This window comes from Mycolicibacterium agri (genome assembly GCF_002553505.1).
Taxonomy (GTDB): domain Bacteria; phylum Actinomycetota; class Actinomycetes; order Mycobacteriales; family Mycobacteriaceae; genus Mycobacterium; species Mycobacterium agri.
This window is the reverse complement of the sequence record NZ_PDCP01000022.1, coordinates 80,127-94,884: the sequence shown is the minus strand read 5'-3', so window position 1 is coordinate 94,884 and position 14,758 is coordinate 80,127. Positions and strand designations below refer to the sequence as shown.

Annotated in this window: 9 protein-coding genes and 1 pseudogene; 7 read left to right on the top strand and 3 right to left on the bottom strand. The window is 69.1% G+C overall.

Going from position 1 to position 14,758, the window contains the following annotated elements:
- The 7 genes from CQY20_RS14380 to CQY20_RS14350 form a co-directional block, all read left to right on the top strand.
- The coding region (locus CQY20_RS14380; RefSeq protein ID WP_474630422.1) for an NADP(+)-dependent, decarboxylating phosphogluconate dehydrogenase at nucleotides 1-631 on the top strand (631 nt) is incomplete at its 5' end.
- A gap of 180 nt (nucleotides 632-811) precedes the next feature.
- Nucleotides 812-2,248 carry a GuaB1 family IMP dehydrogenase-related protein gene (locus tag CQY20_RS14375; protein ID WP_097940755.1) on the top strand — a complete coding sequence of 479 codons (1,437 nt, stop codon included), beginning with the start codon at nucleotides 812-814 and terminating at the stop codon, nucleotides 2,246-2,248.
- Between the two features lie 212 nt (nucleotides 2,249-2,460).
- Nucleotides 2,461-3,900, top strand: coding sequence for a hemolysin family protein (locus tag CQY20_RS14370; protein WP_097940754.1), 1,440 nt, complete (start codon nucleotides 2,461-2,463; stop codon nucleotides 3,898-3,900).
- The gene (locus CQY20_RS14365; RefSeq protein ID WP_097940753.1) at nucleotides 3,893-4,957 is read left to right on the top strand and encodes a hemolysin family protein; all 1,065 of its coding nucleotides are present in this window, start codon (nucleotides 3,893-3,895) and stop codon (nucleotides 4,955-4,957) included. Before CQY20_RS14370 ends, CQY20_RS14365 begins: the two co-directional genes overlap by 8 nt.
- On the top strand, nucleotides 4,950-5,834 hold the full coding sequence (locus tag CQY20_RS14360) for a 3-methyladenine DNA glycosylase (protein ID WP_097940752.1): 885 nt from the start codon (nucleotides 4,950-4,952) through the stop codon (nucleotides 5,832-5,834). Before CQY20_RS14365 ends, CQY20_RS14360 begins: the two co-directional genes overlap by 8 nt.
- 73 nt (nucleotides 5,835-5,907) lie before the next feature.
- Nucleotides 5,908-8,103 carry a malate synthase G gene (locus CQY20_RS14355; RefSeq protein ID WP_097940751.1) on the top strand — a complete coding sequence of 732 codons (2,196 nt, stop codon included), beginning with the start codon at nucleotides 5,908-5,910 and terminating at the stop codon, nucleotides 8,101-8,103.
- Nucleotides 8,104-8,190: 87 nt separating this feature from the next.
- A complete protein-coding gene (locus CQY20_RS14350; RefSeq protein ID WP_097940750.1) occupies nucleotides 8,191-10,413 on the top strand; it encodes a substrate-binding domain-containing protein in 2,223 nt (740 codons plus the stop codon).
- On the opposite strand, the pseudogene CQY20_RS14345 reads toward CQY20_RS14350, so the two are convergent.
- The 3 genes and pseudogenes from CQY20_RS14345 to gcvP all read right to left on the bottom strand — a co-directional run bounded on the left by CQY20_RS14345 (nucleotide 10,403) and on the right by gcvP (nucleotide 14,673).
- Nucleotides 10,403-11,271 (bottom strand): annotated as a pseudogene (locus tag CQY20_RS14345) (alpha/beta fold hydrolase). The gene CQY20_RS14350 and the pseudogene CQY20_RS14345 sit on opposite strands and share 11 nt — an antisense overlap.
- 10 nt (nucleotides 11,272-11,281) lie before the next feature.
- Complete coding sequence (locus CQY20_RS14340) at nucleotides 11,282-11,818, bottom strand: Rv1352/Rv1906c domain-containing protein (protein ID WP_174814626.1); 537 nt, start codon at nucleotides 11,816-11,818, stop codon at nucleotides 11,282-11,284.
- A complete protein-coding gene (gene gcvP / locus CQY20_RS14335) occupies nucleotides 11,815-14,673 on the bottom strand; it encodes an aminomethyl-transferring glycine dehydrogenase (protein ID WP_097940749.1) in 2,859 nt (952 codons plus the stop codon). The genes CQY20_RS14340 and gcvP overlap by 4 nt, the downstream gene beginning before the upstream one ends.
- Nucleotides 14,674-14,758: the final 85 nt, after the last annotated feature.

The window sequence follows — 14,758 nt, the reverse complement described above, 5'->3', positions numbered from 1 at the left end:
ATCCGCCCTCGATCTGGGCGTGCCGGTGACCGGCATCGCCGAAGCCGTCTTCGCCCGCGCCCTGTCGGGATCAGTCGCCCAGCGCAAGGCCACCACCGGCCTGGCGTCCGGCGACCTCGGCGGAAAGCCAACGGACGCAGACAAATTCATCGAAGACGTCCGTCAGGCGCTCTACGCCTCGAAGATCATCGCCTACGCGCAGGGGTTCAACCAGATTCAGGCGGGCAGCGCCGAATACAACTGGGGCATCACTCCCGGCGACCTGGCCACCATCTGGCGCGGCGGGTGCATCATCCGCGCCAAGTTCCTCAACCGCATCAAGGAAGCCTTCGACGAGAACCCCGAATTGCCGACATTGATCACCGCGCCGTATTTCCGCAGTGCGATCGAGTCGGCGATCGACAGCTGGCGGCGGGTGGTGGTGGCGGCCACGCAGTCGGGCATTCCGATCCCGGGCTTCAGCTCGGCGCTGTCCTACTACGACGCGCTGCGCACCGAACGCCTGCCCGCCGCGCTGACCCAGGGCCTGCGCGACTACTTCGGCGCGCACACCTACGGCCGCATCGACGCCGACCCCGGCCAGAAGTTCCACACCCTCTGGAGCGGCGACCACACCGAAGTCCCCGCCTGACCTTCCTCCCGCGAGCAGACGCTAAAGTCCACCCTCTCCTGGGCTTTTGCGGGGCACTAGCGTCTGCTCGCCAGGGAAAGGTGAGCCCCTCGCCGGGAAAGGTGAGCCGCTCGCCGAAGAAAGTGCGGGCCTTTGCCAGGGCAAGGGTGAGGGCACAGGCGGCGACTAGAATCAGGTCCGATGCGATTCCTCGACGGCCAGACGCCGCTCTATGACCTGACCTACAACGACGTATTCATCGTCCCGGGCCGGTCGGATGTGGCGTCGCGGTTCGATGTCGACCTGTCCACGTCGGACGGGTCGGGCACGACCATCCCGGTCGTCGTCGCCAACATGACCGCGATCGCGGGCCGTCGGATGGCCGAAACCGTGGCCCGCCGCGGCGGCCTCGTGGTGCTGCCGCAGGATTTGCCGATCACCGCGGTGAAAGACACCGTCGACTTCGTCAAGAGCCGCGACCTCGTCGTCGACACACCGGTCACGCTGGCCCCCGACGACTCGGTGTCCGATGCGACCGCGCTGATCCACAAACGCGCCCACGGTGCTGCGGTCGTGGTGTTCGAAGGCAGGCCCATCGGCCTGGTCACCGAGGAGAACTGCCTCGGCGTGGACCGCTTCGCCCGGGTCCGCGACGTCGCCATCTCCGATTTCGTCACCGCTCCGGTGGGCACCGATCCCCGCAAGGTCTTCGACCTGCTCGAGCACGCGCCCGTCGACGTGGCGGTGATGACGGAGGCCGACGGCACTCTGGCGGGCGTGCTGACCCGCACCGGCGCGATCCGGGCGGGCATCTACACCCCTGCCGTCGACGCTCACGGCCGGTTGCGGATCGCGGCGGCGGTCGGCATCAACGGCGACGTCGGCGCCAAGGCTCGCGCGCTGGCCGAGGTCGGCGTCGACCTGCTGGTGATCGACACCGCGCACGGGCATCAGGTGAAGATGCTCGACGCGATCAAGACGGTGTCGTCGCTCGACCTGGGGCTGCCGATCGCGGCGGGCAACGTGGTGTCGGCCGAAGGCACCCGCGATTTGATCAGCGCCGGCGCGTCCATCGTCAAGGTCGGCGTCGGTCCCGGCGCCATGTGCACCACGCGGATGATGACCGGTGTCGGCCGCCCGCAGTTCTCGGCGGTGGTCGAATGTGCCGCAGCGGCAAGGCAACTCGGCGGCCACGTGTGGGCCGACGGCGGTGTGCGGCATCCCCGCGACGTCGCGTTGGCGCTGGCGGCAGGCGCCTCGAACGTGATGATCGGCTCCTGGTTCGCCGGCACCTACGAGTCGCCGGGCGACCTGATGCGCGACCGCGACGACCGGCCGTACAAGGAGAGCTACGGCATGGCGTCCAAGCGGGCGGTCGCCGCGCGGACCGCCGGTGACAGCCAGTTCGACCGGGCCCGCAAGGCACTGTTCGAGGAAGGCATCTCGACATCGCGGATGGGTCTGGACCCGTCGCGCGGCGGCGTCGAGGATCTGCTGGACCACATCACCTCGGGCGTGCGCAGCACATGCACCTATGTCGGGGCCGCCAACCTCGCCGAATTGCACGAGAAGGCCGTGATCGGTGTTCAGTCGTCGGCGGGCTTTGCCGAGGGCCATCCCCTTCCGACGGGTTGGTAGCCCTGCGCGGCCGGTCGGGCCGTTAACATAGTGCTCTCATCACGTTTCAGAGAAAGGCAACCCGTGCCGCAGGCACCCGTCGAGGCCGCCGGCTTCCGGGAGGCGCGGCCGGCCTCGGGCACGCCGGCCAAACCGGCCGGAGCCGACGCCGACGCCGAGCCCTCTTCTAGTCGGCCGGGCACGCGGTCCGGCGACCATCCCCCGAGGACGCGATGAGCGTCGTCTTCACCCCGCTGGCGCTTGTTGCCTTCATCGTGCTCACACTCGGCACGGCGGTGTTCGTGGCGGCCGAGTTCTCGCTGACGGCGCTGGAGCGCAGCACCGTCGACGCCAACGCCCGCGCAGGCGGCCGACGCGACAAGATGATCCAGCGGGCCCACCGCACGCTGTCGTTCCAGCTGTCCGGTGCTCAGGTGGGCATCTCGGTGACCACGCTGATCACCGGCTACCTCGCCGAGCCGCTGATCGCGCGGCTGCTGGAGCCGCTCTTCGCGTCGCTGGCGGTGACCGAACGCATCTCGCACGGCCTGGCGCTTGGCCTGTCGCTGCTGATCGCCACCTCGGTGTCGATGGTGTTCGGCGAGCTGGTCGCCCAGTACCTCGCGGTCGCCAAGCCGCTGGAGACGGCGCGCGCGGTCGCCGGGCCGCAGGTGCTGTTCTCGGCGCTGTTCACGCCGCTGATCAAGATGACCAACGGCACCGCCAACCTGATCTTGCGCCGACTCGGCATCGAGCCCGCCGAGGAACTGCGGTCGGCGCGCTCCCCGCAGGAGCTTGCATCGCTGGTGCGCAATTCGGCCCGCCGCGGCGCGATGGACCCGATCACCGCGACGCTGGTGGACCGGTCGCTGCAGTTCGGCTCGCGCACCGCGGAGGAACTGATGACCCCGCGGTCCAAGATCGAGGCGCTGCAGGCCGACCAGACGGTCGCCGAATTGACCGAGCTGGCGATGGAGACCGGATATTCGCGCTTCCCCATCGTCGACGGCGACCTCGACGAGACAATCGGCCTGGTGCATGTCAAGCAGGTGTTCACGATGCCGCCCGCCGACCGGGAGCGCACCGCGCTGGCCGGGCTGGCCGTGCCCGTCCCGCGAGTGCCGTCCACGCTGGACGGCGACGACGTGATGGCACAGGTGCGGGCCAGCCCGCTGCAGACCGTGCTGGTGGCCGACGAATACGGCGGCACCGCAGGCATGGTCACGATGGAGGACCTCATCGAGGAGATCGTCGGCGACGTCCGCGACGAGCATGACGACGTCACCCCCGACGTGCTGCGGATCAGCCGCGACCGCTGGCGCGTCTCGGGGCTGTTGCGCATCGACGAGGTCGCCGCCAACACCGGCTTCCGCGGCGTCGAGGGCGAATACGAGACCATCGGCGGGCTGGTCATGCAGCAACTCGGCCACATCCCCAAACCCGGCGAATCCGTCGAGTTGACAGCCTTCGACCCGGACGGCCCGGTCGACGACCCGGTGCATTGGCTGGCCACGGTGGTGCGGATGGACGGCAGGCGCATCGACCTGCTCGAGCTGACCAACCTGGGCCGCCGCTCCGACCACGAGAACGGCGACGAGAACGGCCGCGCGAACGGCAAGCGAAACGGCAAAGCGAACGCCAAACGAAACGGCAAAGGGGCCGACGGTGGGTGACATCTTCGGCGTGCTGCTGACCGTGCTGCTGCTGGCCGCCAACGCATTCTTCGTCGGGGCGGAGTTCGCGCTGATCTCGGCCCGCCGCGACCGCCTCGAAGCGCTCGCCGAACAGGGCAAGCGCAGCGCGGTCACCGTGATCCGCGCCGGCCAGCAGCTGTCGGTGATGTTGGCGGGCGCCCAGTTGGGCATCACGATCTGCTCGATCCTGTTGGGCCGCGTCGGCGAACCCGCGGTGGCGCACCTGCTGGAGAAGCCGTTCGACCTGATCGGGGTGCCCGACGCCGTGCTGCACACGGTGTCGTTCGTCATCGCGATCACGATCGTGGTCGTGCTGCACGTGCTGCTCGGCGAGATGGTCCCGAAGAACATCGCGATCGCCGGCCCGGAGTCGGCCGCGATGCTGCTGGTGCCGCCGTATCTGGCGTGGGTGCGGCTGGCCCGACCCGTCATCGCGATCTACGACTGGTGCGCGCACATGACGCTGCGCGCGTTCGGCGTCACCGCCAAACCCGAACTGGAGAACACGGTTTCGAGCGTCGAACTGTCGGAGATGATCGCCGAATCGTTGTCGGAGGGACTGCTCGACCCCGAGGAGCACAACCGGCTGTCGCGGGCGCTGCAGATCCGCAATCGCGTCGTCGGCGACGTGGCCGTCCCGCTCAGCGAGGTGCACGCGGTGTCGGCGGCCGCCGACGACTCCGGGCCCACGGTGCGCGCGATCCAGCAGGCCCTCGACGAGACCGGCTACTCCCGGTTCCCGGTCACCAACAAGGCGGGCCGCTTCATCGGCTACGTGCACATCAAGGACATCTTGAAGCTCGTCACCGAGCCGGACACCGACCCGGACGCGGTCGTCGACCTGGCCGCGGTGCGGCCGCTGCCCCAGGTGGCCGCGTCGCTGCCGCTGCCCGACGCGCTGTCGCGGCTGCGGCGCAGCAACAGCCACCTCGCGCTGGTCACCGGCGACGACGGTACGGTGACCGCAATGGTGGCACTGGAAGACCTCGTCGAAGACCTGGTCGGCGCCATGCGGCATCGGAGCCACGATGGCTGAGAGGCTGCTCGACCAGGCCGACTGGACGGCGCGCGAGCAGGCGCACCGCGACCGGGTCGAGGCTTTCCTGGCGCCGCATCTGCGCCGTGCCCGCGTGGGCGAGTCGCACCCGGTGTGGGACTTCCTGTTTCACTACTACAGCCTGCGACCACGCCAGCTGCGAATGTGGCATCCCGGCTTCGGCGCGGTGCTCACCGGCCCCGCGGCGACCGGCTACCTGGACCGCACCGGATACGGCAGGCATCCGCGCGGCGTCACCGTGACCGCGGAGTACCTGCGCTCGCGCGCCGATACCGTGCGCTTCATCACGGATCTGCTGCGCGCCACCGCATCCCGCGCGCCCCAGCTGAACTGCTTCGGCATGCACGAGTGGGCGATGGTGTACCGGGCGCAGACGGTCCGCCACCAACGCGTGCCGCTGCGCCTCGGCAAGACGGGCACCGACGCCGTGGTGGAGTCAATGCCGTTGCGTTGCACGCACTTCGACGCGTTCCGCTTCTTCACCGAGCCGGCCGCAAGACGCAACGTGGCCACCCTCACCCGCCGCGAGCAGTCCGCCTGGGAACAGCCCGGTTGCGTGCACGCCAACATGGATCTCTACAAGTGGTGCTACAAGCTGGCGCCGCTGCTGCCGTCGGAGTTGACGGTGGACTGCCTCGAGCTGGCGGCCGACGCGCGGGAACTGGATATGCGCGCAAGCCCGTACGACCTCGTCGAGTACGGTTTTCAGCCGATCCCCGTCGAAACCCCGGCGGGCCGCGCGAGCTACGTCCGCGCACAGCAGGACATCGCCAAGCGGGCGGCGCCGTTGCGGGCCGCGATCGCCGAGCGCTGCGACGAATTGCTGTCGGCCACGCTGGTCGCCACCAGCGAATAGCCCCTGCTAACCCGGGTAAGCTGGTCGAACGGCGGTGGGCCACGCGCCATGAAGCCGAGGGAGGAACACACTTATGACTGATCGCGTGACGGTAGGGAACCTGCGCGTCGCCCAGACGTTGTACGACTTCATCAACAACGAGGCGCTGCCGGGAACCGACGTCGACCCCGACACCTTCTGGTCCGGTGTCGACAAGGTCGTTGCCGATCTGACCCCGAAGAACCAGGAGTTGCTGGCCCGACGCGACGACCTGCAGGCCCAGATCGACAAGTGGCACCGGCACCGCGTCATCGAGCCGCACGACCCCGAGGCCTACAAGCAGTTCCTCATCGACATCGGCTACCTGGAGCCCGAGCCGGAAAACTTCACCATCACCACCTCCGGCGTCGACGACGAGATCACCAAGACGGCGGGCCCGCAGCTGGTGGTGCCGGTGCTCAACGCGCGCTTCGCGCTGAATGCCGCCAACGCGCGCTGGGGCTCGCTCTACGACGCGCTGTATGGCACCGACGTCATTCCGGAGACCGACGGAGCCGAGAAGACCGACGGCTACAACAAGGTTCGCGGCGACAAGGTCATCGCCTATGCCCGCAACTTCCTGGACGAGTCCGTCCCGCTTGAGTCCGGTTCGTGGGCCGACGCCACCGGCCTGAGCCTCGAGGACGGCGTGTTGAAGATCGCCACCGCCGACGGCTCGGTCGGGCTGGCCAGCCCGGAGAAGTTCGTCGGCTACACCGGTGAACTGGGCCAGCCGGCCTGGTCGGTGCTGCTGGTCAACAACGGCCTGCACATCGAGATCCTGATCGACCCGCAGTCGCCGGTCGGCGCGACCGACAAGGCGGGCATCAAGGACGTCATCCTCGAGTCGGCCGTCACGACGATCTTCGACTTCGAGGACTCGGTGGCCGCGGTCGACGCCGACGACAAGGTGCTCGGCTACCGCAACTGGCTGGGCCTGAACAAGGGCGACCTGGCCGAGGAGGTCACCAAGGCAGGCAAGACGTTCACCCGGGTGCTGAACCAGGACCGCACCTACAAGACGCCGGACGGCGGCGAGCTCACCCTGCCGGGCCGCAGCCTGCTGTTCGTGCGCAACGTCGGTCACCTGATGACCAACGACGCCATCGTCGACGCGGACGGTAACGAGGTGTACGAGGGCATCATGGACGCCCTGTTCACCAGCCTGATCGCGATGCACGGCCTGAAGACGGGCGAGGCCAACGGGCCGCTGCTGGCCAGCCGCACCGGCTCGATCTACATCGTCAAGCCCAAGATGCACGGCCCCGACGAAGTGGCGTACACATGCGAGCTGTTCGCCCGCGTCGAGGAGCTGCTCGGCCTGCCGCCGACCACCATCAAGGTAGGCATCATGGACGAGGAGCGCCGCACCACGGTCAACCTCAAAGCCTGCATCAAGGCCGCCGCCGACCGCGTGGTCTTCATCAACACCGGGTTCCTCGACCGCACCGGCGACGAGATCCACACGTCGATGGAGGCGGGCCCGATGATCCGCAAGGGCGCCATGAAGAACACCACGTGGATCAAGGCCTACGAGGATCAGAACGTCGACATCGGCCTGGAGACCGGGTTCACCGGCAAGGCGCAGATCGGCAAGGGCATGTGGGCGATGACCGACCTGATGGCTGACATGGTCGAGCAGAAGATCGGCCAGCCCAAGGCCGGCGCGACGACCGCGTGGGTGCCGTCGCCGACCGCGGCCACCCTGCACGCCATGCACTACCACCAGGTCGACGTGTTCGCGGTGCAGAAGGAGCTCGCGGGCAAGCGCCGTGCCACGATCGACGAGCTGCTGACCATCCCGCTGGCCAAGGAGCTGGCGTGGGCCCCGGAGGAGATCCGCGAAGAGGTCGACAACAACTGCCAGTCGATCCTCGGCTACGTCGTGCGCTGGATCGACGCGGGCGTCGGCTGCTCCAAGGTGCCCGACATCCACAACATCGCGCTGATGGAAGACCGCGCCACGCTGCGCATCTCCAGCCAGCTGCTGGCGAACTGGCTGCGCCACGGCGTCATCACCGAAGACGACGTGAAGGCCAGCCTGCGCCGGATGGCCGCGGTGGTGGACAAGCAGAACGAGGCCGACCCGGAATTCCGCCCGATGGCGCCCGACCCGGACGGCAGCATCGCCTTCCAGGCGGCGCAGGAGTTGATCCTGTCGGGGGCGCAGCAGCCCAACGGCTACACCGAGCCGATCCTGCATCGGCGCAGGCGCGAGTTCAAAGCCGCTAATCCCAGCAACGCCGGCTGAGTTCAGCACCACGCGGTATGGCTAGACTTCGGTTCGGTTGCTTTCAGCCAGCAATGATTGCCCGACGGAGAGGACGCAGGCGCAGGAGTGGGTAGGCACAGCATTCCCGACCCTGAAGAATCCTCAGGCGTTCCTCCCGAGGGTGCTGGCGATGCGACCGAGTCGTTCGACCGGCCGCTGGTCGGACCCGACGATTACCCGGATTACCGGTCCGATCCGGCCGAGCCGCGGTACCCGCGCCACGGCGCGCCCGACTACGGGCAGCCGGACTACCCCGACACCGACTACCCCTCAGGCGACTACGGCACGGATTACGAGGCCGACTACCGCACCGGGTACGAGGACGGTTACGGCGCGCGCTACCGGTCCGGCGAGCACTTCGACGACGAGTACGAACCCGAGTTCGTCGAGTCGGACTATCCCGAGTCGGACTACTCCGACACACCGGAAGACCGAGCGCCCGAGACCGCCGCGCCGCGGTTCGGCCGCTCGAGGGATGAGACACCGTCGCGCGCGGCCGCCACACCGCCGCCACGGTCGCGCAGGCAACACTCCGGCGACTGGGAAGGCGGCGAGTGGACCGGCAGCCACCGCGCCGTGCAGAGCGGCAGGCGCGGCGTCAGCGTCGGCGTCATCGGCGCGCTGGTCGCCGTCGTCGTGGTGGTGGCCGCCTTCATCCTGTGGCGCTTCTTCGGCGACGCGCTGTCGGACCGCTCCACCTCGGCCGCCGCGCGCTGCGTCGAGGGGCAGAAGGCGGTCGCCGTCATCGCCGACCCGTCCATCGCCGAGCCGATCAAGACGCTGGCCGACAAGTTCAACGAAAACGCCCATCCGGTCGGCGACATCTGCGTGGCGATGGACGTCAAGTCGGCCGACTCCGACCGGGTGATCAACGGGTTCATCACCGCGTGGCCCGCCGAGCTCGGCGACCGGCCCGCGCTGTGGATCCCGGCGAGTTCGGTTTCGCAGGCCCGTCTCGAGGCGGTGGCCGGCGAGGAGATCGTCGACGACAGCCGATCGCTGGTCAGCTCACCGGTGGTGCTCGCCGTCCGGCCGGAGCTCAAAGACGCCCTGGGCCAGCAGAATTGGGGCACGCTGCCGGGCCTGCAGAGCAACCCGAACTCGCTGACCGCGCTGGACCTGCCCGAGTGGGGTTCGCTGCGGCTGGCGCTTCCGCTCAGCGGCGACAGCGACGCCTCCTATCTGGCCGCCGAGGCGGTTGCGGCCGCGTCGGCGCCGGCCGGGCAGCCGCCCAGCGCCGGGACGGGCGCGGTGAACACGCTCATGGCGGCCCAGCCCAAGCTCGCCGACAACAAGGCGAGCACGGCGCTGGATGCGCTCATCAAATCCGGCCAGCCTGCCACCGCGCCGGTGCATGCCGTCGTCACCACCGAACAGCAGCTGTTCCAGCGTGCGACGTCGCTTCCCGACGCCAAGAGGGCGGTGGCATCGTGGCTGCCGCCCGGTCCCACCGCACTGGCCGACTATCCCGCCGTTTTGTTGAAGGGCAACTGGCTGTCGCAGGAACAGGTGGCCGCCGCCAACGAGTTCTCCCGCTTCCTGCGCAAACCCGAACAGCTCGCCGAACTGGCCAAGCTCGGATTCCGCACCGAAGGCGGTGAACTGCCCAAGAGCGACGTCACCAATTTCGCGCCGGTGTCGGCGCCGCTGTCGGTGGGCGACACCAGCATGCGGGCCACCCTGGCCAACGAGTTGACCGCGCCGGCGGGCAACCCGGCGGTGACGATCATGCTCGACCGGTCGATGTCGGCTCAGGAGGGCGGCAAGAGCCGGCTGGCCAACGTGGTGGCGGCGCTGACCACGCGGCTGCAGGCGATGCCCCCGACGGCGGCGGTCGGGTTGTGGACGTTCAACGGTGTCGAGGGCAACAACGAAGTGTCGCTGGGCCCGCTGTCCGACACCGTCGACGGCTCGCCGCGCTCGGAGACGCTGAGCGCCGCACTCGACGACGCATCCGCGTCCGGCAACGGTGCGGTGTCGTTCACCACGCTGCGGCTGGTCTACGACGAGGCGAACTCGCGATTCCGTGAGGGACAGACGAATTCGGTGCTCGTCATCACCACCGGCCCGCACACCGACCGAAGCCTGGACGGCAGCGGCCTGCAGGACTACGTCCGCCGCGCGTTCGACCCCGCCAAGCCGGTCGCCATCAACGTGATCGACTTCGGCTCCGACTCCGACCGCGCGACGTGGGAGGCGGTCGCCGAAACCACCGGCGGCAGCTACCAGAACCTGTCGACGTCGGCGTCGCCCGACCTGACGGCCGCGATCACCAGGTTCACCGGGTAGCGAGCAGCTGCAGCGCCGCGCGGGCGAACTCGGCCGGCACCTCCACCTGCGGGTAATGCCCCACACCCGGCAGTTCGATCACCCGGCGCCGGGCCGAAGCGCACGCAGCCCGTCGAGCACGGCGGTCGTCGCGACCGGGTCGTCGAGCCCCCACAGGAAGCTCAGCGGTTTGGGCCAATCCCGAACGGCGCCATGCCATCTGGCGGCATACCGCACGCGCTCGTCGAGGTAGGAGATCAGCAGATGCGCGATCTTGGCGCCGTTGTTGTACGACATCAACGCCCACTGCGCGTCGGCCTCCTCCGCCGACAGCGGGTGATCGTCGCTGAACAGCCGCGCGAACCCGCGCGCGAACATGCCGCGGTTGGCGAAGCGCGCGACCACCGGTCCGAGCGGTCCGCGCAGGATCTTCTGGATCGGCCGCAGGCTGGCGCGCTCGAGGATCACGCTGCCGTTGGTCAGCACGGCGCTGGCAAGCTCAAACGACAACCGGCCCTCCAGATCTCGGGCCAACAGCTCGGTGGCCACCGACGTGCCCATGTCGTGGGCGATGCACACCACGGGTCCGTCGGCGTGCGAAACAACCACCTGCTCAACGAGATCGGCCTGCTCGAGCAGGCTGTAGCGATGCGGGCGGGGTTTGTCCGAGAGCCCGAACCCGAGGAAATCCAGGGTGAGATAGGTGCGCCCGCGCAGATGCGGGATCACCCCGCGGTAGTCGAACGAGCTGGACGGATATCCGTGCAGGAGAAGGACCGTCGGTCCGTCACCAGCGCCGGACCGAACAAACAGCCGGCCTGCGTTCGTCGACACGAAGCGGCCGCCGGCACGCCACTCGGACACACTCGGTGGCATCACGGAACCGGTATCAACCGCCGTCAGACGTCGAGCCCGCCGGCTGGTTGCCGCCGGACGAGTCGTCGCCCGAGCCGCTGGCGGGAGCGCCGCCCACACCGAGCAGGGGGCCGAGTTGGCCGAGGATGTCGCCCGCGCTGGGCGGTGGCGGCGGCGGGGCGTCGGTCTTCTGCCAGTCCTGGCATTCGTTGGTGGTGAAGGCGGTGTCGCCCGGCTGGATCGCCACGGTCTGCGGCTTCTTGGTCATCGCGTTCTCGGCGATGCCGTCGGCGTTGACGCGCTTCCAGTAGCACACACCGCCCTCGACCGGCCCCGCCGACTGGTAGACGCCGGGAAGAATCTGCGTGCCGACCTCGTAGGTGCCGTCGCCGAACGACGTCAGCGGACCTGGCGGTGGCGGCTCGGCTTCACCGTCGGGGCCGGGCGGTGCACCCGCACCATGCGGGGCGGGCGGCGGCGGTTCCGGCTCGGGTTCGGCGTAGGCCGCGCCCGCCGCAGCGGACCAGCCGACGGCCAGCACGGCAGCTGCGATGGCGAATCGGGACTTCACGCAAAGGCCTCCACCGGTGGGCATGAACACATCAGGTTGCGATCACCATACGCGCCGTCGATCCGCCGAACCGGCGGCCACACTTTCGGCCGGAAGTTCTTGCCCAGCGGATAGGCGGCCTGCTCACGGCTGTAGGGATGGCTCCACTGGTCGACGAGCAAGGACTCGGCGGTGTGCGGCGCATTGCGCAGCGGGTTGTCGTCGACCGGCCACGCGCCGGAGCCGACCTGGTCGATCTCGGCGCGGATCGCGATCATCGCCTCGCAGAACGCATCGACCTCGGCCAGGCTCTCGCTCTCGGTCGGCTCGACCATCAACGTGCCCGCGACGGGAAAACTCATCGTCGGTGCGTGGAAACCGTAGTCCGCCAAGCGTTTAGCGACGTCGTCGACGGTGACGCCGGTGGCCTTGGTGATGCCGCGCAGATCGAGGATGCACTCGTGGGCGACCATGCCGTTCTCACCGGTGTAGAGCACCGGGTAGTACTCGTCGAGCCTGCGGGCGATGTAGTTGGCCGACGCGATCGCCGTCAACGAGGCTGCGCGCAGGCCCTCGGCGCCCATCATCCTGATGTAGGCCCAGGTGATCGGCAGGATCGACGCCGAGCCGTACGGCGCCGACGCCACCGTGCGCTCGTCGGACAGGTCGTCGGCCAGCGGGTGGCCGGGAAGATACGGCTCCAGGTGAGACCGCACCGCGACCGGGCCGACGCCGGGTCCGCCGCCGCCGTGCGGGATGCAGAAGGTCTTGTGCAGGTTCAGGTGGCTGACGTCGCCGCCGAACTTGCCCGGCCGCGCCAGCCCGACGAGCGCGTTGAGGTTCGCCCCGTCGACGTAAACCTGCCCGCCGGCGTCGTGCACGGCCGCGCAGATGTCGGCGATGTCGTGCTCGTACACGCCGTGCGTCGACGGATAGGTGATCATCAACGCCGACAGCCGATCCGCGTGCTCGGCGACTTTGGCGCGCAGATCGTCGAGGTCGACGTCGCCGTTCTCGCGGCACGCCACCACCACGACGCGCATGCCGGCCAGCGCGGCCGACGCCGCGTTGGTGCCGTGCGCGCTGGACGGGATCAGGCACACATTGCGGTCGGTCTCGCCGCGGTCGGCGTGGTAGGCCTGGATGGCCAGCAGGCCGGCGTACTCGCCCTGCGAGCCCGCATTGGGCTGCAGCGACACCGCGTCGTAGCCGGTGATGGCGGTCAACCACTCCTGCAGGTCGGCGATCAGCTTTCGCAGCCCCGGCGTGTCGTCGCGCGGGCCGAAGGGATGCTGGCGGGCGAACTCCGGCCAGGTGATCGGCTCCATCTCGGCGGCCGCGTTGAGCTTCATCGTGCACGAGCCGAGCGGAATCATGCTGCGGTCCAACGCGATGTCCTTGTCGGCCAGCGCGCGCAGATAGCGCATCATCTCGGTCTCGGTGCGATACCGGGTGAACACCGGATGGCTCAGAAACTCCGATGTCCTGGTGGCGATGTCCGGGCCGTCGAACGCCTTCTCGTTGCGGGCGGCTCCGAACGCCGCCAACACACTGTCCAGGTGCTCGGCGGTCGTCGCCTCGTCGCAGGACACCGAGATGTGGTCGTCGTCGATGAGCCAGACGTTGATGCCGCGGCTCTTGGCGTCGTCGCGCACCGCGGCGGCCCGGCCGGGCACCTTGACCAGCACGGTGTCGAAGAAGCGGTCGTGCACCACCTGGACGCCGGCGGCGGTCAGCCCGGCGGCCAGCGTGCGGGCCCGCTCGTGCACCCGTCGCGCGATCGCGGTCAGCCCGTCGGCGCCGTGGTAGCTGGCGTACATCGCGGCGATCACCGCCAGCAGCACCTGCGCGGTGCAGATGTTGCTGGTCGCCTTGTCGCGGCGGATGTGCTGCTCGCGGGTCTGCAGCGACAGCCGGTAGGCCGGAGCCCCGTCGGCGTCGACCGACACCCCGACCAGCCGGCCGGGCAGCTGGCGGGCGTGGGCGGTGTGCACGGCCAGATAACCGGCGTGCGGTCCACCGAATCCCATTGGCACGCCGAATCGTTGCGTGGAACCGAACGCCACGTCGGCGCCGATCTCTCCCGGCGGCGTGATCAGCGTCATCGCCAGCAGGTCGGCGCCGATCGCCACCAGCGCGCCCCGATCGTGGGCCCGCTCGACCAGCCCGCTCCAGTCGACCACTTCCCCACTGGCGCCCGGCAGTTGGGTGATCACGCCGAAGAAATCACCGTCGGGCAGGCCGTCGCGCAGGTCGGCGGTGACGATCTCGATGCCCAGCGCCGCGGCGCGGGTGGCCAGCACGGCGGCGCTCTGCGGGAACATGTCGCGGTCGACGGCCAACCGGTTCGATTTACCGCGGGTCGCGCGGTGCATCAACGTCATCGACTCGGCGGCGGCGGTGCCTTCGTCGAGCATCGAGGCGTTGGCCACCTCGAGGCCGGTCAGGTCTTCGACCATGGTCTGGAAGTTCAGCAGCGCCTCGAGCCTGCCCTGGCTGATCTCGGGCTGATACGGGGTGTAGGCCGTGTACCACGCCGGGTTCTCCAGGATGTTGCGGCGCAGCACCGGCGGGGTCAGCGTGTCGTAATAGCCCTGCCCGATCATCGACACCGCGACGGTGTTGGCGTCGGCGAGTGCGCGCAGCTCGGCCAGCGCCTGCTCCTCGGTGGCGGCCTGCGGCAGCTGATCGAGGCCGGGGGCTACCCCGTCGGCCGACAGCGCGTCGAGAATGCCTGCGGGAAGCGCCTTGTCGGCGAGTTCGTCGAGTGATCCGACGCCGATGACCTTGAGCATGGTGGCGACGGCATCGGCATCCGGCCCGATGTGCCGGGCGGCGAAGTTCGATTGGTCCTTCGATTGATCTTGGGAGAGCATCTATCTCCTGACGTCAGGGCAGGAACCGCTGCGGTTCCTCTCCCTCTGTCGTCGACCCGATCCGGGCGCCTGCGAGATTCGGCTG

What these genes read in the sequence shown, in the direction of transcription:
- CQY20_RS14370 (WP_097940754.1), top strand. Translation starts at nt 2,461, where the DNA reads ATGAGCGTCGTCTTCACCCCGCTGGCGCTTGTTGCCTTCATCGTGCTC.
- CQY20_RS14360 (WP_097940752.1), top strand. Translation starts at nt 4,950, where the DNA reads ATGGCTGAGAGGCTGCTCGACCAGGCCGACTGGACGGCGCGCGAGCAG.
- CQY20_RS14355 (WP_097940751.1), top strand. Translation starts at nt 5,908, where the DNA reads ATGACTGATCGCGTGACGGTAGGGAACCTGCGCGTCGCCCAGACGTTG.
- gcvP (WP_097940749.1), bottom strand. Translation starts at nt 14,673, where the DNA reads ATGCTCTCCCAAGATCAATCGAAGGACCAATCGAACTTCGCCGCCCGG.
- CQY20_RS14375 (WP_097940755.1), top strand. Translation starts at nt 812, where the DNA reads ATGCGATTCCTCGACGGCCAGACGCCGCTCTATGACCTGACCTACAAC.